General features: G+C 65.1%; 22 protein-coding genes, 2 tRNA genes and 1 pseudogene. 15 read left to right on the top strand and 10 right to left on the bottom strand.

The features are described from left to right. Window positions 1-6: 6 nt before the first annotated feature. Both AB7008_RS32325 and AB7008_RS32320 read right to left on the bottom strand, forming a co-directional pair. The gene (locus AB7008_RS32325; RefSeq protein WP_041954917.1) at window positions 7-1,893 is read right to left on the bottom strand and encodes a CHASE2 domain-containing protein; all 1,887 of its coding nucleotides are present in this window, start codon (window positions 1,891-1,893) and stop codon (window positions 7-9) included. 61 nt (window positions 1,894-1,954) lie between these two features. Then, window positions 1,955-2,479: a FecR domain-containing protein gene (locus tag AB7008_RS32320; protein ID WP_304490434.1), complete on the bottom strand. Its 525-nt coding sequence runs from the start codon at window positions 2,477-2,479 to the stop codon at window positions 1,955-1,957. A 660-nt stretch (window positions 2,480-3,139) separates the two neighbouring features. Here AB7008_RS32320 and AB7008_RS32315 point away from each other — a divergent pair. Then, on the top strand, window positions 3,140-4,222 hold the full coding sequence (locus tag AB7008_RS32315) for a DUF2778 domain-containing protein (protein WP_304490433.1): 1,083 nt from the start codon (window positions 3,140-3,142) through the stop codon (window positions 4,220-4,222). Window positions 4,223-4,284: 62 nt separating this feature from the next. Here the strand turns inward: AB7008_RS32315 and AB7008_RS32310 are convergent, their stop codons facing one another. Further along, window positions 4,285-5,106: an SDR family NAD(P)-dependent oxidoreductase gene (locus tag AB7008_RS32310; RefSeq protein ID WP_441260107.1), complete on the bottom strand. Its 822-nt coding sequence runs from the start codon at window positions 5,104-5,106 to the stop codon at window positions 4,285-4,287. Between the two features lie 21 nt (window positions 5,107-5,127). Beyond that, window positions 5,128-5,961 (bottom strand): MurR/RpiR family transcriptional regulator, encoded by an 834-nt coding sequence (locus AB7008_RS32305; RefSeq protein ID WP_028147416.1) that lies wholly within the window; start codon window positions 5,959-5,961, stop codon window positions 5,128-5,130. A gap of 136 nt (window positions 5,962-6,097) precedes the next feature. On the opposite strand from AB7008_RS32305, the gene AB7008_RS32300 reads away from it, so the two are divergent. From AB7008_RS32300 to AB7008_RS32270, 7 genes are all read left to right on the top strand, one after another. Continuing rightward, a complete protein-coding gene (locus tag AB7008_RS32300; RefSeq protein WP_304490432.1) occupies window positions 6,098-7,390 on the top strand; it encodes an ABC transporter substrate-binding protein in 1,293 nt (430 codons plus the stop codon). 102 nt (window positions 7,391-7,492) lie between these two features. Further along, the gene (locus AB7008_RS32295; protein WP_014494228.1) at window positions 7,493-8,413 is read left to right on the top strand and encodes a branched-chain amino acid ABC transporter permease; all 921 of its coding nucleotides are present in this window, start codon (window positions 7,493-7,495) and stop codon (window positions 8,411-8,413) included. A 3-nt stretch (window positions 8,414-8,416) separates the two neighbouring features. After that, window positions 8,417-9,460 carry a branched-chain amino acid ABC transporter permease gene (locus AB7008_RS32290; protein WP_304490431.1) on the top strand — a complete coding sequence of 348 codons (1,044 nt, stop codon included), beginning with the start codon at window positions 8,417-8,419 and terminating at the stop codon, window positions 9,458-9,460. Beyond that, a complete protein-coding gene (locus AB7008_RS32285; protein ID WP_304490430.1) occupies window positions 9,457-10,200 on the top strand; it encodes an ABC transporter ATP-binding protein in 744 nt (247 codons plus the stop codon). Before AB7008_RS32290 ends, AB7008_RS32285 begins: the two co-directional genes overlap by 4 nt. Then, the gene (locus AB7008_RS32280) at window positions 10,197-10,898 is read left to right on the top strand and encodes an ABC transporter ATP-binding protein (protein WP_304490429.1); all 702 of its coding nucleotides are present in this window, start codon (window positions 10,197-10,199) and stop codon (window positions 10,896-10,898) included. Before AB7008_RS32285 ends, AB7008_RS32280 begins: the two co-directional genes overlap by 4 nt. Continuing rightward, window positions 10,899-11,546: an ATP-binding cassette domain-containing protein gene (locus AB7008_RS32275; protein ID WP_028147410.1), complete on the top strand. Its 648-nt coding sequence runs from the start codon at window positions 10,899-10,901 to the stop codon at window positions 11,544-11,546. 12 nt (window positions 11,547-11,558) lie between these two features. Next, window positions 11,559-12,995, top strand: coding sequence for an NAD-dependent succinate-semialdehyde dehydrogenase (locus AB7008_RS32270; RefSeq protein WP_441260106.1), 1,437 nt, complete (start codon window positions 11,559-11,561; stop codon window positions 12,993-12,995). 38 nt (window positions 12,996-13,033) lie between these two features. Here the strand turns inward: AB7008_RS32270 and AB7008_RS32265 are convergent. From AB7008_RS32265 to AB7008_RS32255, 3 genes and pseudogenes are all read right to left on the bottom strand, one after another. Next, window positions 13,034-14,410, bottom strand: a pseudogene (locus AB7008_RS32265) (caspase family protein). A 110-nt stretch (window positions 14,411-14,520) separates the two neighbouring features. After that, the gene (locus AB7008_RS32260; protein ID WP_441260105.1) at window positions 14,521-15,159 is read right to left on the bottom strand and encodes a glutathione binding-like protein; all 639 of its coding nucleotides are present in this window, start codon (window positions 15,157-15,159) and stop codon (window positions 14,521-14,523) included. A 12-nt stretch (window positions 15,160-15,171) separates the two neighbouring features. Then, window positions 15,172-15,765 (bottom strand): cysteine hydrolase family protein, encoded by a 594-nt coding sequence (locus AB7008_RS32255; RefSeq protein ID WP_283016961.1) that lies wholly within the window; start codon window positions 15,763-15,765, stop codon window positions 15,172-15,174. A gap of 127 nt (window positions 15,766-15,892) precedes the next feature. Between AB7008_RS32255 and AB7008_RS32250 the strand changes: the two genes are divergently transcribed. The 5 genes from AB7008_RS32250 (at window position 15,893) to lepB (ending at window position 19,470) form a co-directional block, all read left to right on the top strand. Continuing rightward, window positions 15,893-16,726, top strand: a complete 834-nt coding sequence (locus tag AB7008_RS32250; RefSeq protein ID WP_028158501.1) for a LysR family transcriptional regulator — start codon at window positions 15,893-15,895, stop codon at window positions 16,724-16,726. Between the two features lie 192 nt (window positions 16,727-16,918). Then, window positions 16,919-16,988 (top strand) — tRNA-Phe (locus AB7008_RS32245). 5 nt (window positions 16,989-16,993) lie between these two features. Beyond that, a tRNA-Asn gene (locus AB7008_RS32240) sits at window positions 16,994-17,061 on the top strand. A gap of 366 nt (window positions 17,062-17,427) precedes the next feature. Next, window positions 17,428-18,561, top strand: a complete 1,134-nt coding sequence (locus tag AB7008_RS32235; RefSeq protein WP_347343446.1) for a slipin family protein — start codon at window positions 17,428-17,430, stop codon at window positions 18,559-18,561. Between the two features lie 162 nt (window positions 18,562-18,723). Further along, the gene (lepB, locus tag AB7008_RS32230) at window positions 18,724-19,470 is read left to right on the top strand and encodes a signal peptidase I (RefSeq protein WP_441260104.1); all 747 of its coding nucleotides are present in this window, start codon (window positions 18,724-18,726) and stop codon (window positions 19,468-19,470) included. Between the two features lie 200 nt (window positions 19,471-19,670). On the opposite strand, the gene groL is transcribed toward lepB, so the two are convergent. Together groL and AB7008_RS32220 are read right to left on the bottom strand one after the other, a co-directional pair. Then, window positions 19,671-21,311 carry a chaperonin GroEL gene (gene groL, locus AB7008_RS32225; RefSeq protein ID WP_248878578.1) on the bottom strand — a complete coding sequence of 547 codons (1,641 nt, stop codon included), beginning with the start codon at window positions 21,309-21,311 and terminating at the stop codon, window positions 19,671-19,673. A 45-nt stretch (window positions 21,312-21,356) separates the two neighbouring features. Beyond that, window positions 21,357-21,671, bottom strand: coding sequence for a co-chaperone GroES (locus tag AB7008_RS32220; protein WP_014494241.1), 315 nt, complete (start codon window positions 21,669-21,671; stop codon window positions 21,357-21,359). Between the two features lie 402 nt (window positions 21,672-22,073). Here AB7008_RS32220 and AB7008_RS32215 point away from each other — a divergent pair, with 402 nt between their 5' ends. Together AB7008_RS32215 and AB7008_RS32210 are read left to right on the top strand one after the other, a co-directional pair. Beyond that, complete coding sequence (locus AB7008_RS32215) at window positions 22,074-22,361, top strand: usg protein (RefSeq protein WP_028154686.1); 288 nt, start codon at window positions 22,074-22,076, stop codon at window positions 22,359-22,361. Window positions 22,362-22,523: 162 nt separating this feature from the next. Continuing rightward, on the top strand, window positions 22,524-23,063 hold the full coding sequence (locus AB7008_RS32210; RefSeq protein WP_441260103.1) for a cupin domain-containing protein: 540 nt from the start codon (window positions 22,524-22,526) through the stop codon (window positions 23,061-23,063). Between the two features lie 137 nt (window positions 23,064-23,200). On the opposite strand, the gene AB7008_RS32205 is transcribed toward AB7008_RS32210, so the two are convergent. Further along, window positions 23,201-24,451, bottom strand: coding sequence for a NupC/NupG family nucleoside CNT transporter (locus tag AB7008_RS32205; protein WP_441260102.1), 1,251 nt, complete (start codon window positions 24,449-24,451; stop codon window positions 23,201-23,203). Window positions 24,452-24,594: the final 143 nt, after the last annotated feature.

Raw genomic sequence — 24,594 nt, 5'->3', positions numbered from 1 at the left:
CAAAAATCAGTCGATCATCTCGGCCTTCGTCGCGGGCTGACCCGGCCCGTTCTGGTCGCGCCAGAACCAGACGGTCACGACGCCGGAGCGGCCGCGGACCTGGGTGAGCAGGGGACCTGACAGAATGCCGTCGGGAGCGCCGTGGAAGTCGGCCGCATCCAGCAGCGTATCGCTGAGCGCGAGCCGCGCACAGTTCTGGGCGGCAACCTCCATCAAGCGGTTGGCGACGTTGACCGTGTCGCCCGTCGCCGTGATGTGCTGGTGGCTTTCGCCGAGGCGGGAGGCGACGATCGGGCCGAAATGCGCACCGATCTTGAAACCGAGCTGGCCGCGGAGGGCGGGCGGCAGCGAAGCGATCCAGCGATCGACGCTGCGATACAGGTCGATCGAGCATTGCAGCGCGCGCGCGCCGTCGTCGGGCATTGCACCCGGCAGGCCGAACAGGATCATGGCGCCGTCGCCGAGGAAGCCGGTGATCATGCCGCCGCTGTCGACCGCGGCCTTGTCGATCAGCGCGTGAAATGCCCTCAGCAGATGCTGCAGCTCATCCGGATCGATCCGTTCGCTGAGCGTCGTGAAACCGGAGAGATCGATGAAGACGACTGCTGCGTCCTGCCGGACCGGCTTGGACAGGAAATTGGGATCGCGCGCCAGCCATTCCTGCACCGCCGGTGCCTGGAATTGCGCGAGCGATCGGCTCTTGGCGGCGAGATATTGCGTGCGGCGGCCTCCCGCCCACAATTGCACGCCGGCAAAGACCATCACCGGCGGCACCGCCGCGGCGAGCGTGGTCGCAGCGTTGAGCCAGACGCCGTGCGTGAAGGCGAACAGGTTGAGACCGGCCCAGGCGATCATCACCGCGGCAGCCGCGATGATGCCAGGCGCGCTGCGCCGCCAGGCGAGCAGGCCCACCAGCAGCATCGGCAGCAGGATCGCGGTGAGCGCGTCGGCGATGTGGACCTTGCGGTCGCGCACGATGCCGTCGCCGGCGACGAGATGGGTGATCGCGGTCGAGACCACCTCGACGCCGGGCATCAGGGAATCGAACGGCGTCGGATAGAAGTCGCCGCCGCCGGAGACCGAAGCGCCGATCACGACGATGCGGTTCTCGATCGCCGCGCGATTGAGCGTGCCGTCGAAAATGCTCTGAGCGCTGACGGTGCGGATGGTCCGGCGCGGGCCGTAATAGGTGATCGGCAGCGCGAAGTCGGAGTCGGTCGGCACCGCGCGGTCGCCGAGCATGAGATGATCGGGCGCGATCGTCAGCGGCTTGTCGAGCGCGCGCGTCGCGACGCGCAAGGGAAACGACAGCTCGACCTTGTCGCTGGTCCGGAACAGCATCGGCACCGAAAGCGGCGAGCCCGACTGCCCCGTCGCGACGTTGACGACTCCGACCTCGGCGTGATCGGCGAAGGCGGGCAGAGGCAGCAGGAAGCGCTCGGCCTGTGGCAGCGCGGCGAGGGGACCTTGGGCGCCCGGCTCCACGGTCTCGCTGGCGGCGGGGAAGATCGCCGCGGCGGCGAGCACCATGGGACCGGTTGCGAGCGTGTTGGCCAGCGTCGCATCGCCGATCGCCGCGCTGCGGTCGACCAGCAGCAGGTCGATCCCGACGACCTTCGGTTTGAACTGCACGATGGTGTCGACGACGCGCGCTAGATCGGCGCGCGGCAGCGGATAGCTGCCGCCGCGCTTCACGACGGTGTCGTCGATCGCGACGATGGTGACGAGATCGGGCGGAACCTGCACGCCGCGGACCTGCGTCCGCCAATCCGTCAGCGTCGCCTCGAGCCGATCGAGAAAGCGCAGATGACCGTTGGCGTGGCCGGCATAGATGCCGGCACCCCACAGCGCGGTGAGGACGAGTGCCACCAGGATCTGAACGCGTCTAGTCATTACGTACTGCAATCTTCTTTGTCGCCCGGGCGTTGCTGCGCGGGCCTTAATTGTCCAGGCCTTATTGACCCAGTCTTGCCATCAGCGCGTCGACGCGCGGCTGGCCCCAGGTCTTGACGGTCAACGGGCCGGTTGCCTCGACATCGACGCCTTGGCCCGGTCCGAGCACGACGCCGCGTCCACGAGCCCTGCGGCTCACACCGACACGGCCGTCCGCAACGAAGACCGCGGTCTTGGCCTCAGCGACATCGACGGCCCATTTGGTCCCGCGCACTGCGGCGATCGCCTGCGGCGTCAGCACCTTGAAGGGATTGCCGCCGGGCTTCTTGGGCACCTCGATCAGCAGCGCCTTGCTGCTCAACTCCACGGAGTCAATATGTCCGTCGCGGTTGGCGTCCTTAAGTTCAAATCTGGCGCCGTTTTCCGCGACGATGGTGATGCCGTTGTCGCAACGCCAGACTTGCGTGCCCGCGGCCGATGCCGATGCCCTGCAGCCGACATTGGCAACCGGCTGTGCATTCGCAGGCCCGATCAGCTGAAACAACCACGCCAGAGCGAAAATACCGGCGCCCGCGATCCCTCTCATGCCAGCCTCCGTTTGCGTGCTTGGCACAGTTCAAAGCGATGTTGATACGGTACCGTATCACACGCAGAGGCTGCTGAAAAGTGCCACTCTGGGAGCTATTTCCTCGGTGTGGTCTTTTCCAGTCCGACGCGATCAACTTTCGGTCAGGGCGCCGTGCCGCGTGAGCGCTCTGTGCGCGATGTGTGATGTGGGACGGGCTGTGCCGCCACCCTGCTGACACCCGCTGGAGAAGGGCGCTGTGCGCACCAGCCTCGCGCAACGCTTCCCCGCTATTGTCCGGGTATTGAAGACCACGAAAACGACTTGGTTGGATGGCCTTAGAGAGGCGGCCTGTGACGTCCGTCGAACGCGCCGAACCGGCCGAGAATTATGGTTAACAGACGCTCCTAAGTCAGTAGTTCTGCGGGCTTTTTTCTCGAAATGGGACAGCGCTAACGCGGTGCCTCACATCTGCCCGAACTTAATCTGCATTTAACTAAAAGTCGCCTTAATGACGCTCCGACCTCCTGCGAGATGCTGTTCCCGGATCGTGACCAGCGGCACTTCGAAGGGGGACTGAGTGACACCGTCCTGGACGCAAGGCGAATGAGTACGAGTATCGCTGCGCAGAGTAACGCGGCACGGAAGTCCAAGAATTCACTTCGGAAGCCTTCCCGGAAAATGACCACCACCAACTGGCTGGGCGCCGCGGCGATCGGCTGCGTCGTGATGGGCGCCGGCTGGACCATCTACAGCAACGTTTTCGGCGCCAGCGTCTATCCGACCGTCGGCAGCATTGGTTACGACGAGCCCGTGATCAAGCGCGCGCCCAGGGTGGCGCTGCGTGAGGCCGACGAGGCCATCAGGGACACCTTTGCGCTGCTGCCCGACCGGCTCCAGGTCGCAGCCCCGATCTCGCGCGAGATGTTCAACGAGCGCTTTGCCGCGGCCGCGACCCAGGGCGTTGCCTCGAATGCGGCGAGCGCCGCGCCCGCAACCCAGGTCGCCGTCGCCAAGGACGCCCCCAAGCAGAGCGTGATCGCGAAGGTCGCGGAAGCGCTGAAGCCGGCGGCGCCGGCCAAGATTGCCGACAAGACTGCGGACAAGGCCAAGCGCGCGCCGGATGCGCAGATGCAGCTGGCTTCGGCCGATCCGGCCGAGATCGTGCCGGCGCCCGAGGCGAAGCCGAAATCGTTTGCCGATCGCGCCAAGGCCGCGGTGATGTCGATCACCGGTCCGCGCCAGTCGATGGTCGAGAAGCTCTGGGGCAAGCGCGAGCCGTCCGGCGGGCTGCTGGCCTATGCCTCGGCTGATGCCAGCGTGACCGCGTCCATCGCGCCGCGGGAGCAGAACCCCATGCTCGGCGGTTCGGCGCCCTATGAGCGCGACACCGCGGTCTACGACATCACCGCCAAGACGGTTTACCTGCCCGACGGCACCAAGCTCGAGGCGCATTCCGGCCTCGGCTCCAATCTCGACGATCCGCGCTCCTCGCGGGTCCGCATGCGCGGCGTGACTCCGCCGCACATCTACACGCTGAAGCCGCGCGAAGCGCTGTTCCATGGCGTGCCGGCGCTGCGCCTGACGCCGATCGGCGGCGAGAGCGCGATCTACGGCCGCGACGGCCTGCTCGCCCACACCTTCATGCTCGGGCCGAACGGCGATTCCAACGGCTGCGTGTCGTTCAAGGATTATTACGCATTCCTCGACGCCTACCGCAACAAGGGCATCCGCAAGCTCGCGGTGCTGGCGCGGGTCGAGTGATCTCGGTCAATTCGCGATGATCTCAAAGGGCCGCTCTTGCAGCGGCCCTTTTCTTTTCTGCTTCAGCCCGGCCAGCATTGTCCGCCGCCGTCGATCCTGAGCACCTGGCCCGAGTCGAAGGCGCCCATGGGACCGGCAAAGAACTCGACGACGCGCGCGACCTCATCGACGGTCGCGATGCGGTCGAGCGTGCCGGTCTCGACCATCCGGTCGGGGTCCACCGCGCGCGTGCCGAGGAAACGGCCGGTGCGGGTATCGCCGGGTGCGATGCAGTTGACGGCGATGTCGTAAGCGCGGAGCTGGTCGGCCAGGCATCGTGTGTAGTGAGTCACGCCGGCTTTCGACACCGCATAGATCGAGCCCTGCGTGCGGCCCTTGAACGCGGCGACCGAACCGAGCGTGACGATGCGGCCGCGCCGCCGCTCCATCATTCCCTTCGCGACCGCCTGGCAGGTCAGGATGGTCGAGAGCAGATTGCGCTCCAGCACCGCGCGCACGTCGGCCTCCTTGATGTTCACCGCGTCGTTCGGGTCGGGCTTGCCGCCGGCGGCTGCGATATCGCCGCCGGCATTGTGCACGAGGATGTCGATCGGGCCGAGGGCGGCTTCCGTCTCGGTGATCACGCGCGCGATGTCATCGCCCCTGGTGAGATCGCCGAGCACGCGCTGGCTGCGGACGCCGAATTGTTGGCCGATCTCTGCCGCCACCGCGGTGAGGGTGGTGCCCTCGCCATATTCCGCCGGCCCGTTCTCGCGCATGCCATGGATGGCGACATCGGCACCGAGCGCGGCGAGCTTCTCCGCAAAGGCGCGTCCGAGCCCGCGTCCCGCGCCGGTCACCAGCGCCACCTGTCCCGACAATATTTTCCCGTCATGTGCCGCCATGATCTTCTCCTGTTGTGAATGTCAGTCTGCCGCGAGATCGAGCCCGATCGCCATCGCCTGCACGAGGCACATCGGCGCGACCAGCGTGCGCAGCGCCGGCTCGGGCATGTCCTGGATCTCGAACACGACGCTCGCGCCTTCGACGATCGGGCTCAAGAGACTGTCGGTGATGGAGATCGTGGGCACGCCGCGCGCAACGAGTTCGGGAAACAGCCGCGCCGTATCCGGATAGTAGTTCCGGAAGCTGATCGCGACCAGCGCGTCCTCCGTGGTCGCGGCATGCGACTGCTCGTGGATGCTGCCGCCCGTGCCATCGAGCAGGACGACGCGACGTCCGAGCTTGCGCAGCACGTAGGCGAGGTGGGTCGCAACCGGAAACGAGCCGCCGAGGCCGAGCAGATAGATGTCGCGCGCCTTGGCGAGGATCGCGGTCGCGGCGTCGAGCTCGCGCGCATGCACGGACTGGCTCAGCGTCACCAGTGCCGATTGCGCTTCCGAGACGAAGCGCGACAGCACCGCGGCCGGCTGGCGGCCGAGCACCGATTTCTCCTCGCTCTTCATGCGGGCGAGCCGCGCCTTGTAGCTTGGCGCGACGCCGGCGACGAGGCGGGAGCGGAACACCTGCTGCATCTCGGTGAAGCCGCCGAAGCCGAGCGCATGGGCGAAGCGAACGATCGCTGACGGCGGCACGCCCGAGCGCTGCGCCACCTCCGCCACGGTGCCGAGCGCGACATCGGTCGGGTGATCGAGCACGAACTCCGCGATCTGCTGCAGCCGGCCGGACAGCGCCCGGTGCCGCTGCGCAATGGCGCCGCGCAGTTCGTCGTAGCTCATCGCGCCTTGTGCCTTGTTCATCGTCTCGGGTCTCCGGATCGGTCGCCTGTTTAACGGCATTTCACCGTTTGGATCAAATATTCTACTTTACATAACAAATGGAATGAATATTCTAATCGCAGAAAAAAGCAAAAGACTTCGAAAACGGGAGGAAACGATGAGAGGGCGTCAGATCTCACGGCGAAGCGTTCTGAAGGGCAGCTTGATGGCGAGCGTCATCGGCGGCACCGGCAGCTTCTTCGGGCCGTGGAAAGAGAATCACGCGTGGGCGCAGGGCGCCAAGCCGATCAAGCTCGGCCTGACCTGCGATGCCAGCGGCCAATACGGCAACAGCGGCCAGGATGATTTCCGCGGCATCAAGATGGCGATCGACGAGTTCAACGTCAAAGGCGGCGTGCTCGGGCGCCAGATCTCGTTCATCACGGCGGATACCGAAACGACGCCGGCCACCGGCAGCCGCGTGGCCGAACGTTTCATCACCCGCGAGGACTGCACCATCCTGATCGGCGCGCTGCATTCCGGCGTCGCCAACGCGATCACCCAGGTCGCCAGCAAATACGGCGTGATCTACATGAACACCAATTCCTCCGCGCCGAGCGAGGCCGGGGAGAATTGCTCGCGCGTGAAGTTCGTCTGGGACGGCAACGGCACCAATTTCTCGAAGGCATCGGTCAAGAACGCCGTCGATTCCATCGGCAAGAACTGGATGCTGCTGACCAACGATTACGTCTGGGGGCACACCACGTCTGCTGCGACCAAGGCGCAGGTCGAGGCGGCCGGCGGCAAGATCATCGACAATCTCCTGGTGCCGCAGAACACCCGCGACTTCACCGCCTACCTCCTGAAGATCCAGCAGGCGAAACCCGACGTGGTGGCGACTGCGATCGGCGGTGACGACATCAAGGCGCTGCGCGAGCAGGTGGCGCAGCTCAAGCTCGACGGCAAGCCCGCCTGGATCAACAACCAGCAGGACTGGCCCGATGTCTGGGGCGCGCCCGACAGCCTGTTCGGCGTGTTCGGCACGACCTGGTATCACAAGCTGCAACTGCCCGGCGTCGCCGAGTTCGTCAGGAAATGGCAGGCCGCCAACAAGGACGGTCCGATCCCGGTGCCGGGCAACGTGTCCTACAACGGTTATATGAGCACGCGCGAATTGCTGCGTGCGATCGAGCGGGCAGGGTCGACCAACAACGTCAAGATCATCAAGGAACTCGAGAACCTCAAGGTCTCGGCGACCGACCGCATGCAGCATTTCGACGCCTACATGGATCCCATGACGCATCAGATGCAGCAGACGATCTATCTGGCGCGGCGCAACGCCAAGCCGGCTGACAGCACCGATCTGTTCGAGATCATCAGCTGGACGGAGCCGAAATCGGCCGCCGATGACGCCGCGCCGGCTAAGTGCAAGCTCACGCCCTATGAGCAGGTGCCGACCGTCGACTCCTAGACGGTTCGTCAGATCGCAGAACGGCGGCGCGCATGTCGCGCGCCGCGCGCCCGGACCATCCGCGTCCCCGGGTGAAGCATGCCAGTTGCGAGAGCCAAAACCTTGTTCGACCTTCTTCCGCATCTCCTGAACGGCCTGACGCTCGGCCTGCTGTTCGCGCTGATCGCACTCGGCTTCATGCTCATTGTCGGGCTGATGGAGCAGATCAACCTCGCGCACGGCTCCCTGTTCGCGCTCGGCGCCTATGTCGCCATGCAACTGACAGGACCGCGCCCGCCATTGCCGGCCGATCTCGCGAAAGCGTGGCTCGCGCTCCCGCTGGGCTGGCGCTATGCCGCGACGCTCGTGATCGCGCCGGTGATCGTCAGTCTCGTCGGCATGCTGATCGAGCTCTGCATGCGGCGGACCTACGGCAAGGATCCGCTGTACGGACTGCTCCTGACCTTTGGCGCGGCGATGGTGATCGAGGAGTTGATCCGCCTGGTCTGGGGCACGCGCGACTATGTGCTGCAGGTGCCGTCCGCCATCAACGGCGGCTTCCTGTTCGGCGATCTGATCTGGTCGACCTATCGTTTCTACGCGGCGGGCATCGCGGCCGGGATCATCGGCCTGGTCTGGCTGTTGATCGAGAAGACTTCGTTCGGCGCAACGGTCAAGGCCGGGGCCCATGACAGCGAGATCGTCCGCGCGCTCGGCATCAACCTCTCGCGCTTGCGGCTGCTGGTGTTCGTGTTCGGCACGATGCTGGCCGCGATCGCGGGCATCATCGTCGCGCCGATCTGGGGCATTCGTCCGCATATGGGCGTCGATGCCGTCATCCCCGCGTTCCTGGTGATCGTGCTCGGCGGCGTCGGCAGCTTTTGGGGCGCCGTCGTGGCGGGGCTGCTGGTTGGATTATGTGTCGGTCTTGCCGGCGCTTACGCGTCCGAATGGTCGCTGTTGTCGATGTACATCCTGCTCGTCGCCGTCGTGACGTTCCGCGCACGCGGCCTGTGGGGCAAGAAGAGCGTGCTCGAGGCCTAGGGAATGATTGTGGGATCAAATTCTTCATCCGACGCCGCGCGCCTCGTCACGCCGACGATGCTGGTGCTCTGGCTCGTGCTTGCAACGGTGCCGCTCTGGATCACGCGGATCGGGCTCTATCCCTATCTCGGGATCGAGATCCTGATCTGGTCGCTCTACGCGCTCGCTTTCAATCTGGTGCTGGGCACGGCCGGACTTCCTTCGTTCGGACATGGTGCCTATTTCGGCATCGGCGCCTATGCGTTCGGGCTCTGCCAGTTCGACATTGTCGCCAATCTCTGGATCTGTCTCGCTGCCGCGGCCGTGGTCGCGGGGCTTGCCGGCGTGCTGGTGGCGCTGTTCATCTCGCACCGGCGCGGCATCTATTATGCCTTCATGACCATCGCGTTCGGCCAGATCTTCTGGACGCTGGCGATCAAGTCGCACCGGATCACCGGCGGTGAGGACGGGCTGCTCAAGATCAAGCGGCTACCGGCCGATTTCGGACTGGTGTCGTTCGATCTCACCGACAATGTCGCGTTATACTATTTCGTGCTCGCGGTCTTCGCGGTCGGTACCGCCGTCTTGTGGCGGCTGGTGCATTCGCCCTACGGCCGCGTGGTCGCTGCGATCAGGCAGAGCGAGGTTCGCGCCGCCCATCTCGGCTATAACGTGTGGCTCTACAAGGCATCGGTATTCGCGCTGTCGGCGGCCGTGTCCGGCTTTGCCGGCGGACTGTTCGCGATGGCGCAGCTCGCCGCATTCCCTGACGTCATGAGCCTGCATCAATCCGGCTACGTCGTGATGATGACGCTGGTCGGTGGCGGGCTGGTCAGCTTCTGGGGGCCGGTGATCGGCGTGTTTCTCTTCCTCACCGCGCGCGATGTGATCGGGGCACTGACCAATGCCTGGATGCTCTATTTCGGTCTGCTGTTCATTGCGATCGTGCTGTTCCGCCCCGAGGGCATTGCGGGCGCGCTCTCGGCCGCCGTGCAGCAACATTCACTCAACGCGCTGCGGCGACGCGGTACGTCCGCGATGCGTCTACTGGTCGGGGGCGGGCGATGAGCATGATCGAGGCCGCAGGTGTGCACGTCCGCTTCGGCGATCGCGTCGTGCTGGAGAGCGTCGATCTCGCGGTTGCCGAGGGCGAGTTTCACGGCGTGATGGGTCCCAACGGCGCGGGCAAGACCACCTTCTTCAACGTCCTCACCGGCAGGGTGAAACCGAGCCGCGGCCGAGTCCTGCTCGGCGGCGAGGACGTCACGGGATTGAGCCCGCACCGCATCGCCGCCAAGGGCATCGCCCGCTCGTTCCAGATCATGACCCTGTTCGACGAATTCTCCGCCCGCGACAACGTCATGATGGGCTTGCCCGCGTTTCGCGCCCGAGGCCTCGATATCGCCCGTGCCGCAGCCGGTGACCGCAGGTTTGCCGAGCAGGCATCCGAAGCGCTCGCCGCGGTCGGGCTTACCGACAAGGGTGATGTCCGCGCCAAGGACCTGTCCTATGGCGACCGCCGCGCACTGGAGATCGCGGTCGCGCTGGCGCAGGCCCCGCGCGTGCTGTGCCTGGACGAGCCGACCTCCGGCCTCGGTTCCGACGGCGTGCAGCGGCTGGCAGCTCTGGTGGCGCGCCTGAAGGGCCGGCTGACCATCGTCGCCATCGAGCACGACATGGAATTTCTGTTCTCGCTCGCCGATCGCATCTCGGTCATCCATTGGGGCCAGGTGGTGGCGCGCGGCACGCCGCACGAGCTACAGCAGAACGAATGGGTGCGTCGTTCCAATCTCGGGAAGTTCGCATGATCCTCGAAGTGGACGGGGTCGATACCTTCTACGGCGAGACCCAGGCGCTGTTCGGCGCCTCGCTCGCCATCGAGCACGCCAAGGTCTTCGCGCTGCTCGGTCCCAATGGCGCCGGCAAGACCACCATGCTCCGTTCGATTCTCGGGCTGACGCGGCCGCGCCGCGGCGCGGTTCGTTTCGACGGGCATGACGTGACGCGCGATGCGACCCACGAGATCGCGCGCGCCGGCATCGGCTGGGTGCCCGACGACCGGCGGCTGTGCCCGACCTTGTCGGTGGCGCGCAACCTCACGATCGCGCAGAAGCGCACGCGCTTTCGCAATTGGAGCGTCAAGGAGGCCGCCGCGATCTTCTCGCCGCTCGAATATCTCATGGAGCGCGACTGCGAGAACCTGTCGGGCGGCGAGATGCAGATGGTCGCGATTGCGCGCGCGCTGGTCGGCTCGCCGGGACTGGTCCTGTTCGACGAGCCGAGCCAGGGTCTTGCGCCAAAGATCGTCGGCGATGTGCTCGCGACCATATTGCGCATGAAAGAGGAGGGGATCGCCTCGCTGGTCGTGGAACAGAATGCGCAGATCGCGCTCTCGGTCGCAGACCACGCCGCGGTGATCGATCGCGGCCGGATCGTCTGGACCGGCCCGGCCGCGACCTTGCGCGATGATCGCGCCCTTCGGCAGCGCTTGCTGGGAGTACAATAAGTGGCCGCACCGCTGCTCGTTCTCGATGACGTCCGCAAGGTCTACACCAGGGGCCGCGTCATCCGCCGTCCGACGTTCACGCTTCAGGCAAACCTGTCGCTGGAGGAGCCGGGCATCGTCGGCGTGGTCGGGCCGAACGGCGCCGGCAAGACGACGCTGTTCGAGATGATGACCGGTTCCAACGCGCCGACTTCGGGGCGCGTGCTGGTCGCGGGCACCGATATCCATGGCGTCAAATACCGCGAGCGCGACCGGCTCGCGATCCACTATCACCAGTCCTATCAGGTCCGGCGTTTCCGCAAGCGCATTCCGTCCGCCCTGCTGGCGCCGTCGCCGACAAGAACGCCGCTGGTTCATCTCTTCGACGAGCCGCAGTTCAACCTGCAGGACGGCTATATCGGCTTCATGCTCGATTTCTTCCGCAAGCTGCGCGACGAGGGCAGGCTGGTTATCCTCTGCATGCATCCGACAGCCAGCTGGCACCTCGACATCCTCGCCGAGATCGCCGGGCAATTCCTGTTCGTCGCCGGCGGCGGGGTGACGCGGATGGCGGACTTCCGCACGCTCGCCGCCGAGCCGCGCTTCCGTCTCTATCTCGGACCGGAGATGACGCGCGCCGCCGACGCCATTTGTCACAGCTCGACGTAAAAGGAGACTCCGTTGGCCTATTCGAACACGCAGCTTTTCATTGGCGGCAAATGGCGCCCGGCCCATTCGGGCAAAGTCATCGAGGTGCGCAATCCCGCGACCGAGGAGGTGATCGGCACCGTCGCGCATGCCGGCCAGCCCGATCTCGACGAGGCGCTCGCCGCCGCTTCCGCGGGCTTCAAGGTCTGGCGTAACGTTGCCCCCTTCGAGCGCTGCCGGATCATGCGCAAGGCCGCCGCGATCATGCGCGAGCGCAATGACGAGATCGCGCCGCTGCTGACGATGGAGCAGGGCAAGACGCTGGGCGAGGCCAAAATGGAGGCGATGGCGGCCGCTGACGTGATCGAGTGGTTCGCGGAGGAGGCCAAGCGCGCCTATGGCCGGTTGATCCCCGCGCGCGGCCCCGGCATCTATCAGATCGCGATGAAGGAGCCGGTCGGCCCGGTCGCCGCGTTCACGCCCTGGAATTTCCCGATCAACCAGGTCGTGCGCAAGCTTTCCGCAGCGCTCGCCGCCGGCTGCTCGATCATCGTCAAGGCGCCGGAGGAGACACCGGCTTCGCCCGCGCGGCTCATCCGGGCGTTTGCGGACGCGGGCGTGCCAGATGGCGTCATCAACCTCGTCTACGGCGTGCCGTCGGCGATCTCCGAATATCTGATCCCGCATCCGGTGATCCGAAAAATCTCCTTCACCGGTTCGACCCATATCGGCAAGCAGCTCAATGCGCTCGCCGGCCTGCACATGAAGCGCGCCACCATGGAGCTCGGCGGCCATGCGCCGGCGATCGTCTTTGGGGATGCCGACGTCGCGTCGGCCGCGAAGATCCTGGCGGCGGCGAAATATCGCAACGCCGGTCAGGTCTGCATCTCGCCGACGCGGATGCTGGTGCAGGACGATGTGTTCCGCGAATTCGTCGACAAATTCGTCGACAGCGCCAAGACGTTCAAGGTCGGCAACGGCCTCGATCCCGAGTCCAGGATGGGCTCGCTCGCCAATCCGCGCCGCGTCACCGCGATCGAAGGTATGGTGCAGGATGCCGTCGGCAAGGGCGCCAGGCTCGAGACCGGCGGCAAGCGCGTCGGCAACAAGGGCCATTTCTTCGAGCCGACCGTGGTGAGCGATGTGCCGAAGGATGCGCGCGCGATGAACGAGGAGCCGTTCGGCCCGCTCGCGCTCATCTCCCGCTTCTCGTCATTCGACGACGTGGTCGAGGAGGCCAACCGGCTGCCCATTGGCCTTGCCTCCTACGCCTTCACCAGCTCGGCCAAGACGGCGGCCGCAATCGGCTCGGCAGTCGAGGCCGGCATGATGTCGATCAACAGCTTTGGTTTGGCGCTGCCCGAAGTGCCGTTCGGCGGGATCAAGGATTCCGGCTATGGCTCGGAAGGCGGCACCGAGGCGATGGAAGGTTACTTCAACACCAAGTTCATCAGCCAGACGGGCGTGTGAGAGGGCGTGCACGCTAGGCCGCGCGATCGTCGCGCGGCCTAGCGCTTGACGAAAACCAGGTTGCAGGCCCGCGCCTCGTTGCGCTTGCCGCTGCCGCGGGTGCGATCGAACTGCGCGTCGACCGTGAAGGCGTAAGGGGAGCCGGGTGCGAGGTTGTTGAGTGTGTAGGTGCTCGCCCCCGTCGTGCCACGTGCGCTCAAGGTCGTCTTGCCGTCCGCGGGGATCTGGCCGTCGATCTCCAGCCGATTGACACCGCCGGGACCCTGCACCTCGGCGTGAAACACGCCATTGGTCACGGTGGCGACCAGGGGCCTGGTGAAGCCCTGCGCCTTGCCGGAAGCCGGGCAGTTCAACGTCACGTCCCAGCTGCCGTCGAAATCCTTGCTGCCGGTGGTTCTGGCGTTACCGCTCGGCGCGACCGCCACTTTCTGCTTCAGGCCTTCAATGCGTGCCTTGGCGAGGGTGGCGAAGATGCAGTTCGGGAATCTCGCGAGATGATCCTCAAAGGCACCCAGCGTGCCGATGCCCTCGGCAGCCTTCCAGTGCGCCTCGGCGGCCGCGCAGGGATCGGCCTTCGGCGCGGCTTAGGGGGTCGCCGGCGCGACCGTGACCGTTGCAGGTCCGTTCAGGTAGAACTTGCCGATGATCGACAGCGAGAGCTCCGGCAGCTGGGTCTTGCCGCTGGAGTCATAGACGTCGCTGCTGATGTCGCGAAAGACGTCGCCGATCTCCTGCGGCTCCTCGATGTGCTTCAGGAACGCGGCCGTGTAGGGGCTGTTGCGGCCGGTGCCATCGGCGGCGACCTGCCCGGATTGCGTCGAGAACGACACGATCGTGCCGCGCGGCGCCTCGACTTTCGACAGGCCACGTCCGATCGAGGCCGCGCGGGTCGAGCCGGCAGAGCGCTTCAAGGTTTCGGCCAGCGGATTGTCGCGGCAGGAATCGAGCACGAGGATGCGGAGGTTCTTGGCCTGCTGCAGATCGTTCACGATGTCGTCGACCCGCACGAAGCGCTTGAGGTCTGCTTCATCCGTCAGCACGGCGTCGACAGGCATTAGATAGTTCACGCCGTTGTACTGCATCGCATGGCCGCTGTAGTAGAACATCGCGACGTCGGCGCGGCTGGCGGCGCGCGCGAAGCGGATGGTCAGGTCCTGCATGTCGGCCTGGCGCAGGTCGATACCCTGGAACACCTCGAAACCGCTGCGCTTCAGCGAGGCTGCGACGTCTTCGGCATCGTGCGACGGGTTGGGAAGCTGCGCCGTAGAGACATAAGCGCCGTTGCCGATCACCAGCGCAACCCGCGTGTCGGCCGATGCGGGGGCAAGGCTCAGCCCAAGGCTCAGTCCAAGGCTCAGCCAGAGGGCGAGGAGGGTCCGGAAAAAATGACGCAAACTTCCAGAAGGAGCACGCATGAATGCCTTCCAGGGAAATATCGAAAAATATTTCCCCAGATTAGCGCATGCCGCGTCGGTATCAATGCCCTCGCTGTGGGCCCGTCAGATTTGGCGGCCGTGACATCCTGTCACGCCGGGTTTGCCGGCACCGTCTTGCGCAGCTCCATCTCGGTCGCAATCGCATCCTGCACGCTGGGCCGCGCCTGCATGCGCGCGAGATAGGCCGACAGGCTTGGCCATTGCGCGATGTCGACGCCCGCGGGACGGAGCAGCAGCAAGGCCCAGGTGAGGTGGGCATCCGCGACGGTGAAACGGTCGCCGACGAGGAATTCGCGGTCCGCGAGATGTGCTGATGGCACCGCCAATGTCTGCGTGATCCTTGCGCGCGGCTTGGCGAGCGAGCCGTCGTCCTTGTACCAGAAGGTCGGAAACAAGAATGCCTTGTGGATCTCGGCGCCGATGAAGCTCAGCCATTCCTGCAGGCGGTAGCGGTCGGGATCGCCGAACCGGGGTGCGAGACCCGCCTCCGGCTTCGCATCGGCGATGTATTGCAGCACCGCCGCGCTTTCGGTCAGCTGGTCGCCGTTCTCCAGCACCAGGACCGGCACGGCGCCCTTCGGCGACACGCCGCGGAAATCGCTGTCGTCTTCCGCGACCGTCTTGGTCCGGAGGTGCACCAGATGATAGCGCGCATCGAGGCCGGCTTCGATCAGCGCGATGCGGCTCGCGAGCGAGCAGGCCATCGGCGAGAAATAGAGCTGCAGCATCGCGTTGCTCCGTTATTTCAGCGCATCGCCGCGCGCGATGATCGCGAAGCGGTCGGACAGCTCGGCGAGCGCAACCTCGTGGATGGTCCGCGCGTCCAGCGTGCCGCCGCGGCCGTCGGGCAGGTCGCGCGTGGCGCAGGCATCGGCGTCGACAGTCGTGCGAAAGCCGAGGTCGAGCGCGGCGCGCGCCGTGGAGCTGACGCACATATGCGTCATGAAGCCGGCCAGCACGATGTTCTTCCTGTCGGTTGCGGCAAGGCGCGCCTGCAGATCAGTGCCGGCAAATGCATTCGGCAACTCCTTCTCGATCACCAGCTCGCCGGCACGGGGGCTCAGCTCGGCGACGATGGCGCCGCGGTCGGCGCCGCGATCGAACAGGCTGCCGGCCTTGCCGCGATGGGCGATATGGATGATCGCGGCTCCGCTCTCGCGTGCCCGTGCCAGGAGCGCGGCCGCCCGCGCGATCGCAGGTCCCGCGTCGGGCAAGGCGAGGGGACCTGCGAGGTATTCGTTCTGGATATCGATCAGCACCAGCGCGGCGTCGCCAAGACGCGGCGGGTTGAGATCGGCACCGGCGAGCTGCAGCAGGGTCTTTGCGGTCGTCATGGTCTGGAAATCTCCGGGGCAAAAGGCTGCACAAACATAGCTCCGGGAATGCCTGCCGATATGCAGGGATATTGCAGCGGGTGGCTGCAATATTGCAGGCTTCTCTCGGCCGGTATAACCTGACCCAATGAATTGGGACGATCTGCGCATCATCGCCGCCGTCAGGGACGAGGGCACCTATGCGGGCGCCAGCGCGCGGCTGCGCATCGACGAGACGACGGTCGGGCGCAGGCTCTCGCGCATCGAGCGTGCGCTCGGTTTGCGTCTGTTCGAGGCCGCCGACGGCGTCCGCAGGCCGACGCGGAGTTGCGAGGCGGTGCTGGCGCATGTCGAGGCGATGGCCGCACATGCCGCCGAGATCGGTCGCGTCGGCGCGAGCCTGGCAGGTCCGGTGGGCCGCCTGCGCATCGCCTCCACCAACACGTTCGCCGAGGAGGTGCTGTCGCCGCGCGCGAGCGACTTCCTGGGCGCCAATCCCGGCCTGACGCTGCAATTCCTCACCTCGAGCGAGAACGTCAAGTTCTCGCGCTGGGAGGCCGATCTCGCCATCCGGCTGCGCAAACCCGACAAGGGTGACTTCGCGATCTCCAGGCTCGGCGAGATCCGTATTTATTATTTCGAGCCTGTTGCGACCGAGGGCGAGCCGGTGCTGTGCGCCTATCCGGACGAACTCGGTGCCATTCCCGAGATGCAATTCCTGCGCATGAAGCAAGCCCGCGCGCGCTGCGTCACCGACAACGTTCGCGTCATCCGTAACCTGATCCGCGCGCATCGGGCCGCCGGCGTGTTGCCGGAGTATGTTTGCGCGGACTTGCTCGGCGATCGCCGCCTGCGCGCCACGCTGCTGCCGAAGCGGCGCGACGCCTGGCTGCTTGTGCAGAACCATCTCAAGCGCGATCCCGCGACGCGTGTCACGATCGACTGGGTGAGGGCGTGTTTTCAGGAAACGTCGCGCAGCTGACGTCACGTCGCATTGTGATCGTCGCGTCACAGTGCGGAATGCGTGACGAAAAATCTTGGCTTTCCCCCTTGCAGCCCGAACGTGCTTCGTCTATTAGCGCCCTCCTTCGCTAGGCCATGGGTTCGGGCTCTCTGAGATCCCGACTGGCGCGGGCCGGTCTCCGGTTTCGTGTTCCGCCGAATGAAGGAAAACGCAGGACGTAGCTCATGGAGAGCGTCGGGCTGAAAACCCGAAGGTATCGGTTCGATTCCGGTCTCTTGCACAAAGGATAGCTCAGTTTGGTAGAGCAGATGACTGTTAATCATCGTGACGCGGGTTCGAATCCCGCTCCAGCGCTACGGGTCAGCCTGAAAAACTGACACCTCTGAAGAGGACCGGACGCGCGCTTCAGTTGCCGTCCGGCCGCATTGCCCAAAAGGCTTTCGTCCGAACAACAACACTGTGAGACCGGCTTTGCGCCGCGGGTCGATACCGCTTGCGCTGATGCCGGGTGGCTCCGCATGACCGCTCGACACGCGTCGAGCGATCGCGCGCGTGCGCCCGTCGTCATGCAAGCTCAAGCCCCGGTCCGCCGATTTCCCGGGAAGCGTCGTCCGCGTCCTCACGTCCTTTGCGAACGAAACCCGCTATCCGGCTGCGTTCGGCCGGATGCAACATGATGGAGGCGTGCCGTGACTTCTGAAAAGACCTGGCATTTGCTGATGCTGAACGTGACGGTGAAGGATGGCGAGCGTGCGTTGCTCACGCGCAACGGACAGCTCGTGCGCGTGCTCGCGCCCGGCAAGCATCGCCTGTTCGATCCCTTGCACGAGCTGAAGGCCGAGGTGCTCGACGTGGTCCGCAGCGAATTCTCTGCGGATCGCTACGCGGTGCTGAAGGCCGCGCGGCCTGATCTCGCCGCCGAGCTGTTCGAGGCGATCGAGACCAAGGCGGACGAGATCGCCATCGTCAGCCTCGACGGCCGGCCCGTGCATCTGATGACGCCCTGGCAGGTGCGCGTCTACTGGAAGGTCGCGACCCGCATCGATGTCGAGCGCATCGATGTGTCCGCCGATCCCCGGGTTGGCGCGCGGCACCTGACCATGATCGAGCGCAACCGCTCGACCGTCGTGATGGAAGCGGTGGTCGAGAGCCACGAGGCGGGCCTGCTCTATGTCGAGGGCCGGCTCGTGGAGCGGCTTGCGCCTGGCCGGCACGCCTTCTGGACCGTCGGCCGCAAGATCGAGGTGAAGCGCCTCGACCTGCGGCCCCAGGCGGTCGAGATCACCGCGCAGGAGATGCTGACCAAGGATCGCATCGCGCTGCGGGTGACGCTGACGGCGTTCCGCAAGGTGGTCGATCCCGAGCGCACGGTTGCGACCGTGCCCGACGTGGATGCGTGGCTGTACCGCCTGGTGCAGTTCGCGATCCGCGAGGCCGTGGCGGGCCGGACGCTGGACGAGGTGCTGTCTGCGAAGGCGGCGCTGGATGCGGAGCTGCGCGACTATGTGCGTGCACGCGTCGCAGAGTCCGGTGTCGAGGTGACCGAGCTCGGCGTCAAGGACGTGATCCTGCCCGGCGAGATCCGGGAGCTGGTGAACAAGGTGGTGGAGGCGGAGCGGGTCGCGAAGGCGAACCTGATCCGCCGGCAGGAGGAGACCGCGGCGACGCGTTCGCTCCTGAACACCGCCCGCCTGATGGAGGAGAACCCCCTGCTGCTGCGGCTCAAGGAGCTGGAGTCGCTGGAGCGGCTGGTCGAGAAGGTCGGCCGCATCGACCTCCATGCCGGCAACGGCGAGGGCCTCGATGCCCTCCTGACCCGGCTCGTGCGCCTGAAGGCGCCCGAGAGCGCATGAAGCAGAAGGGCCGCCCACGGGCGGCCCTTCACATCTCCATTGTCGACGCTTGCGATGAACGCGTGAGCGCGCCCGTGCGACCAAACCATGAGTGGGTATTGCACGCGCGCGAAGGTTGCGTAATCTCACGGTGACGATCACAATATCGATCATGGCAAGCGAATGACCACTCTTCAGCAAACGATCCGCCCTGCGGCCCGGCCGCGGGAATGGAAAGCGATCGTCGTCTTGATCCTGTTGATCCCGGTGCTGTGGTCGCCGCCGTTCCTGTTTCGCTTCTTCCTGTATCAGCCGTTCAACATCCCGTCGGGTTCGATGGCACCGACGCTGATGGTCGGCGACTACGTCTTTGCCGCCAAATACGCCTATGGCTACGGCCGTTATTCCTTCCCTTTCGCGCCGTCGTTGATCTCGGGCCGTGTCCTTGCCGCCGAGCCCGAGCACGGCGACGTCGTCGTATTTCGCACGCCAAAGGACACTTCGGTCGACTACGTCAAGCGCGTGGTCGGGCTGCCCGGCGACCGCATCCAGATGCGGCAGGGACAGCTTTTCCTCAATGACAGACCGGTGACGCGCGTCGCGCTCGCAAACGGGCTCGCCGGCCCCGCCTGCGGTCTGGATGGCAGCGTCAAGGTCAAGCGCTGGCGCGAGACGCTGCCCAATGGCAATTCCTACATCACCTACGACTGCGTCGAGAACGGCTACTACGACAACACCAATGTCTACACCGTGCCGCCCGGCCATTTCTTCGTGCTGGGCGACAACCGCGACAACTCGAGCGACAGCCGCGTGATGGCAACGATTGGTTTCATCCCGATGGACAACCTCGTCGGGCGGGTCACCCGGATCTTCTGGTCGCTCGATGAAGACGGCGAGCCGCACATGGAGCGGCTGGGGAAGGTCTGGTGAGGCCTCCGCTCTCGCGGCTGTCATTCCGGGGCGCGCCCTTTTGGGCGCGAGCTTTGGTGCGCAATTGCGCACCTGAGAATCCATAACCCCAGGCGGATGTAATGGCCGGCAATGTCGCCTTCGCCCGCCCGGAATGACGTGTCCAAAACAAAAACCCCGGCATCGCTGCCGGGGTTTCGTAGTTATCGAGGTGGTTGGACTTAGAAGTCCATGCCGCCCATGCCGCCGCCCGGGGGCATCGCCGGACCGGCGCCGCCCTTCTTGGGCAGCTCGGCGACCATGGCTTCCGTGGTGATCAGCAAGGCCGCAACCGAAGCTGCGTTCTGGATCGCGGTACGGACCACCTTGGTCGGGTCGATGATGCCCTTCTTGACGAGGTCGGCATAGTCGCCGGTCTGGGAGTCGAAGCCGTAGGCGTACGTCTTGTTCTCCAGGATCTTGCCGACGATCACCGAACCGTCTTCACCGGCGTTGATCGCGATCTGGCGAGCGGGAGCCGACAGCGCCTTGCGCACGATCTCGACGCCGGTCTTCTGGTCGTCGTTCTTGGTGCGCAGGCCCTTGAGCTGCTCGGAGGCGCGGAGCAGGGCGACGCCGCCGCCCGGGACGATACCTTCTTCGACCGCCGCGCGGGTCGCATGCATCGCGTCATCAACGCGATCCTTGCGCTCCTTCACCTCGACCTCGGTCGCGCCGCCGACGCGGATCACCGCGACGCCGCCTGCGAGCTTGGCGAGACGCTCCTGGAGCTTCTCACGGTCGTAGTCCGAGGTGGTCTCCTCGATCTGCGCCTTGATCTGGGCCACGCGCGCCTCGATGTCGGCCTTCTTGCCGGCGCCGTTGACGATCGTGGTGTTCTCCTTGTCGATCATCACCTTCTTGGCGCGACCGAGCATGTTGAGCGTGACGTTCTCGAGCTTGATGCCGAGATCTTCCGAGATCGCCTGGCCGCCGGTCAGGATCGCGATGTCCTGCAGCATGGCCTTGCGGCGATCGCCGAAGCCCGGAGCCTTGACGGCCGCGACCTTCAGGCCGCCACGGAGGCGGTTCACGACCAGGGTCGCGAGCGCTTCGCCTTCGACGTCCTCGGCGACGATGACCAGCGGCTTGCCGGTCTGCACCACGGCCTCGAGCAGCGGCAGCAGCTCGTTCAGCGAGGAGAGCTTCTTCTCGTTGATGAGGATGTAGGCGTCGTCCATTTCAACGCGCATCTTGTCGGCGTTGGTGACGAAGTAGGGCGAGATGTAGCCGCGGTCGAACTGCATGCCCTCGACGACGTCGAGCTCGGTCTCAAGCGACTTGGCTTCCTCGACGGTGATGACACCCTCGTTGCCGACCTTCTTCATGGCGTCGGCGAGGAACTTGCCGATCTCCGCGTCGCCGTTGGCCGAGATGGTGCCGACCTGGGCGATCTCGTCGTTCGAGGTGACCTTCTTGGAGTTCTTGACGAGGTCCGCAACGACGGCTTCGACCGCGAGGTCGATACCGCGCTTGAGGTCCATCGGGTTCATGCCGGCGGCAACCGACTTGGCGCCTTCGCGCACGATCGCCTGGGCGAGCACGGTGGCGGTGGTGGTGCCGTCGCCGGCCGCGTCAGCGGACTTCGAAGCGACTTCGCGCACCATCTGCGCGCCCATGTTCTCGAACTTGTCCTCGAGCTCGATCTCCTTGGCGACGGTGACGCCGTCCTTGGTGATGCGGGGAGCGCCGAACGACTTGTCGAGCACGACGTTGCGGCCCTTCGGACCGAGCGTGACCTTCACCGCGTTGGCGAGGATGTCGACGCCGCGAAGCATCTTGTCGCGCGCATCGACGGAGAATTTGACTTCTTTAGCTGCCATCTGGATTTTTCCTTGAGGGGTGTGGCTGGGTGAGAGAGGGGGCTCTTAGGCCGCCTTCTTCTTGGAAGCGGGGACGTCGAGGACGCCCATGATGTCGCTTTCCTTCATGATCAGCAGATCGACGCCGTCGATCTTGACTTCAGTGCCGGACCACTTGCCGAACAGCACGCGGTCGCCGACCTTCAGGTCGATCGGGATCAGCTTGCCGGCTTCGTCGCGGCCACCGGGACCAACGGCGACGACTTCGCCCTGGGAGGGCTTTTCCTTGGCAGTGTCGGGAATGATGATGCCGCCAGCGGTCTTCTCTTCTGCGTCGATGCGCTTGACCACGACGCGGTCGTGAAGCGGACGGAATTTCATGCAGTCCTCCTAAGTATTTGCACGAGTTGGGAATTTTTGGTCGTTAGCAGTCTGTGCCCGCGAGTGCTAGCACAGGCGAGGCTGAAATAGGACAGGAATTTTGCGGGGGCAAGGGCTTCTAGCAGAAAAATCGGCACTCTGAAGGCCCGGGTGCCAGAATCTCTTTACCATCGTTAACCGGCCTTGGAGGCCCCTTCGAGGCCCCTTGGATGACCGTATTAGCACGGAGCCGCCTCTGCTGCTAAAGCATTGAATTTCAACAACTTGTTAAACTTTTAGGCTTGAGATGAATTGTCAGTTTGCGTCACATTTCTCTCATGTGAGCGCATCAGTTCCGGGTGGCTCGTAAGGCGCACACCGACCAAGCCGCCCCTTGAATGCGCTCCTGCAAAGGAGGTTGGCATGGGCTTGCGGAGTGGGGGCGTTTCCGAGGATTTCCGGAAACAGCTTTTGGGTTACGGGCTGACGACGGCGCAAATTCTCTATCGGATGCCCGATCATCCCTCGCTTCTCCAGACCTACGTCTGGCAGAACTACGACATGTTTCCGAAATTTCCGGCGCTGAAGGATTTCCTGGCGTTCTGGCAGGAGAAGCTCGACGGTCCGCTTTATTCGGTCACCGTCGCGCATTCCAAGCTGATCAAGCCGGCCGAGCTGCGCGCCGTGGATGGCGTGTTCCGGCTGCATTGAGGCGAGCACCGGACTCGTAGGGTGGGCAAAGGCGCGCCCGCGCGCCGTGCCCACCGTCTCTCCGCGATTGCGTCTGGCAATGGTGGGCACGCTTTCGCTTTGCCCACCCTACGGTATCTCGTTCTGTGCTAGCCTCCGCCCATAACAACAGGGAGGCGGCCCATGGCCAAGAAAACAAAATCGCGCAGCGCGGCCCAGGCCGCGGTGAAGAAGCGGAGCGGAGCCAAGGCCGCGGCACGATCCTCGGCGCGCAAGGCGGTGAAGGCGAAGGCGCGCACGACACCGGCAAAGGCCGCTCCGAAACAACCCGCGCGTCCCAAGCAGCGCATCGCCATCAGCCATCACCGCGAGGAAGACTTCAAGGCCGACGGCCTGCGCGCCTACGCCAAGTATCGCGATCTCGGCATCGCCGAAGCAAGCCACGGCCTCGCGCAAGCCCACGTGATCCGCCTGCAAGGCCCCTGCGATCCGAACGAGGTGTCGAAGCTGCACTTCCACGACGTCGAATTCCAGATGGTCTACGTGCTCAAGGGCTGGGTGAAGACCTACATGGACGGGCAGGGCGAGACCTTGATGAAGGAAGGCAGCGCCTGGACCCAGCCGCCGAAGATCAAGCACATGATCCTGGACTATTCGGATGACGTGGAGCTGCTGGAGGTGATCCTGCCGGCGGAGTTCAAGACGGTGGAGTTGAAGGCCTGATGTCATTCCGGGGCGCGCGCAGCGCGAGCCCGGAATCCATTTCTCCGCATGTGCTGACGCCCGATGGATTCTCAGGTGCGCAATTGCGCACCGTAGCTCGCCGCTTCGCTTCGCTCGCAATGACGATAGGAGAGAGCCTAACTCAACACCCCCACCACCGCGCCCATCAAACACGTCGTCAGCGTCCCCGACACGATCGACTTCAACCCCAGCGCGTTGATCTCCTCGCGCCGCTCCGGCGCCATCACCCCTAAGCCGCCGATCATGATGCCGAGGCTGGCGAAATTGGCGAAGCCGCACATTGCGTAGAGCATGATCAGGCGCGAGCGCGGATCGAGCGTATCGGGCGGCAGTTTTGAGAAGTCGACATAGGCGATCAACTCGTTGAGCACGGTCTTGGTGCCCATCAGGCTGCCGGCGGTCACGGCCTGATCCCAGGGCAATCCCATCAGCCAGCACACCGGCGCCATCACGAGGCCGAGCAGCCGTTGCAGCGAGATCGCCGCGCCACCGATATTCGGTAATAGGCCGAGCATCGCGTTGACGAGATAGACCAGCGCGACCAGCACCAGCAGCATGGCGACGATGTTGATCAAGAGCTCGATCCCCGCGCTCGTGCCTTTCACGATCGCATCCATGGTGCCGGAGACATCCATCTCAGGATCCTCCAGCGTGCCGCCGGTGCGCTTGTCTGACGTCTCCGGCACCATGATCAGGCTGACGAGGATCGCGGCCGGCGCACCCAGTACGGAGGCGATGACGAAATGGGCGGCGGCATCGGGAATGAGCGGCGCCAGCAGCGTCGCGTAGAGCACCAGCACCGTGCCGGCGATACCGGCCATGCCGCCGGTCATCACCAGGAACAATTCGCTGCGCGTCATCTGCACCAGATACGGCCGCACGAACAGCGGCGCCTCGACCATGCCGAGGAAGATGTTGGCCGCGGTCGAGAGCCCGACCGCGCCGCCGACGCCCAGCGTCCGCTCCAGCAGCCAGGCCATGCCGCGCACGACCGGCGGCAGCACGCGCCAATAGAACAAGAGCGTCGTCAGCACGCTCATGACCAGCACGATCGGCAGCGCCTGGAACGCCAGGATGAAATCGGCGCCCGGCACCTTCAGATCGAAGGGCAGGGGACCGCCCCCGACATAGCCGAACACGAAGGAGGAGCCGGCGCGCGAGGCCGCGGAGATCGCGCCGACCGCGTCGTTGATGGCGCCGAAGGCGCGCGCGACGACGGGCACCTTTAGGAGCACGACCGCGGTGACGAAGGTTGCGACAAGCCCGATCGCTGCTTGGCGAGCCGAGGCCGCGCGGCGATTCTCGCTCAGCACCCAGGCGATCAATAGCAATGCGAAAACGCCGAGTGCCGATTGCAGCCGAAGCATGATGTCCCCAAACCTTCAATGATTATGGCCGCGCGTGCGTTGCAAACGCAATGCCGGAAGGCCGCTGGAGCCGCCCGCTGTTGACAAGCAGGCCTGCGTCAGCCACGCGGGGCAGGTCGAAATCAGGGGGCGGACGGTCCAAG

The sequence above is a fragment of the Bradyrhizobium sp. 521_C7_N1_3 genome, from assembly GCF_052075975.1.
Classification (GTDB): Bacteria; Pseudomonadota; Alphaproteobacteria; order Rhizobiales; family Xanthobacteraceae; genus Bradyrhizobium; species Bradyrhizobium japonicum.
Note: the sequence above shows the minus strand (reverse complement) of the source record. Positions and strands in the feature narration are given on the sequence as shown.

What these genes read in the sequence shown, in the direction of transcription:
- AB7008_RS32325 (WP_041954917.1), bottom strand. Translation starts at nt 1,893, where the DNA reads ATGACTAGACGCGTTCAGATCCTGGTGGCACTCGTCCTCACCGCGCTG.
- AB7008_RS32320 (WP_304490434.1), bottom strand. Translation starts at nt 2,479, where the DNA reads ATGAGAGGGATCGCGGGCGCCGGTATTTTCGCTCTGGCGTGGTTGTTT.
- AB7008_RS32315 (WP_304490433.1), top strand. Translation starts at nt 3,140, where the DNA reads ATGACCACCACCAACTGGCTGGGCGCCGCGGCGATCGGCTGCGTCGTG.
- AB7008_RS32310 (WP_441260107.1), bottom strand. Translation starts at nt 5,106, where the DNA reads ATGGCGGCACATGACGGGAAAATATTGTCGGGACAGGTGGCGCTGGTG.
- AB7008_RS32305 (WP_028147416.1), bottom strand. Translation starts at nt 5,961, where the DNA reads ATGAACAAGGCACAAGGCGCGATGAGCTACGACGAACTGCGCGGCGCC.
- AB7008_RS32300 (WP_304490432.1), top strand. Translation starts at nt 6,098, where the DNA reads ATGAGAGGGCGTCAGATCTCACGGCGAAGCGTTCTGAAGGGCAGCTTG.
- AB7008_RS32290 (WP_304490431.1), top strand. Translation starts at nt 8,417, where the DNA reads ATGATTGTGGGATCAAATTCTTCATCCGACGCCGCGCGCCTCGTCACG.
- AB7008_RS32285 (WP_304490430.1), top strand. Translation starts at nt 9,457, where the DNA reads ATGAGCATGATCGAGGCCGCAGGTGTGCACGTCCGCTTCGGCGATCGC.
- AB7008_RS32280 (WP_304490429.1), top strand. Translation starts at nt 10,197, where the DNA reads ATGATCCTCGAAGTGGACGGGGTCGATACCTTCTACGGCGAGACCCAG.
- AB7008_RS32260 (WP_441260105.1), bottom strand. Translation starts at nt 15,159, where the DNA reads ATGCTGCAGCTCTATTTCTCGCCGATGGCCTGCTCGCTCGCGAGCCGC.
- AB7008_RS32255 (WP_283016961.1), bottom strand. Translation starts at nt 15,765, where the DNA reads ATGACGACCGCAAAGACCCTGCTGCAGCTCGCCGGTGCCGATCTCAAC.
- AB7008_RS32250 (WP_028158501.1), top strand. Translation starts at nt 15,893, where the DNA reads ATGAATTGGGACGATCTGCGCATCATCGCCGCCGTCAGGGACGAGGGC.
- AB7008_RS32235 (WP_347343446.1), top strand. Translation starts at nt 17,428, where the DNA reads ATGCTGAACGTGACGGTGAAGGATGGCGAGCGTGCGTTGCTCACGCGC.
- lepB (WP_441260104.1), top strand. Translation starts at nt 18,724, where the DNA reads ATGACCACTCTTCAGCAAACGATCCGCCCTGCGGCCCGGCCGCGGGAA.
- groL (WP_248878578.1), bottom strand. Translation starts at nt 21,311, where the DNA reads ATGGCAGCTAAAGAAGTCAAATTCTCCGTCGATGCGCGCGACAAGATG.
- AB7008_RS32220 (WP_014494241.1), bottom strand. Translation starts at nt 21,671, where the DNA reads ATGAAATTCCGTCCGCTTCACGACCGCGTCGTGGTCAAGCGCATCGAC.
- AB7008_RS32215 (WP_028154686.1), top strand. Translation starts at nt 22,074, where the DNA reads ATGGGCTTGCGGAGTGGGGGCGTTTCCGAGGATTTCCGGAAACAGCTT.
- AB7008_RS32210 (WP_441260103.1), top strand. Translation starts at nt 22,524, where the DNA reads ATGGCCAAGAAAACAAAATCGCGCAGCGCGGCCCAGGCCGCGGTGAAG.
- AB7008_RS32205 (WP_441260102.1), bottom strand. Translation starts at nt 24,451, where the DNA reads ATGCTTCGGCTGCAATCGGCACTCGGCGTTTTCGCATTGCTATTGATC.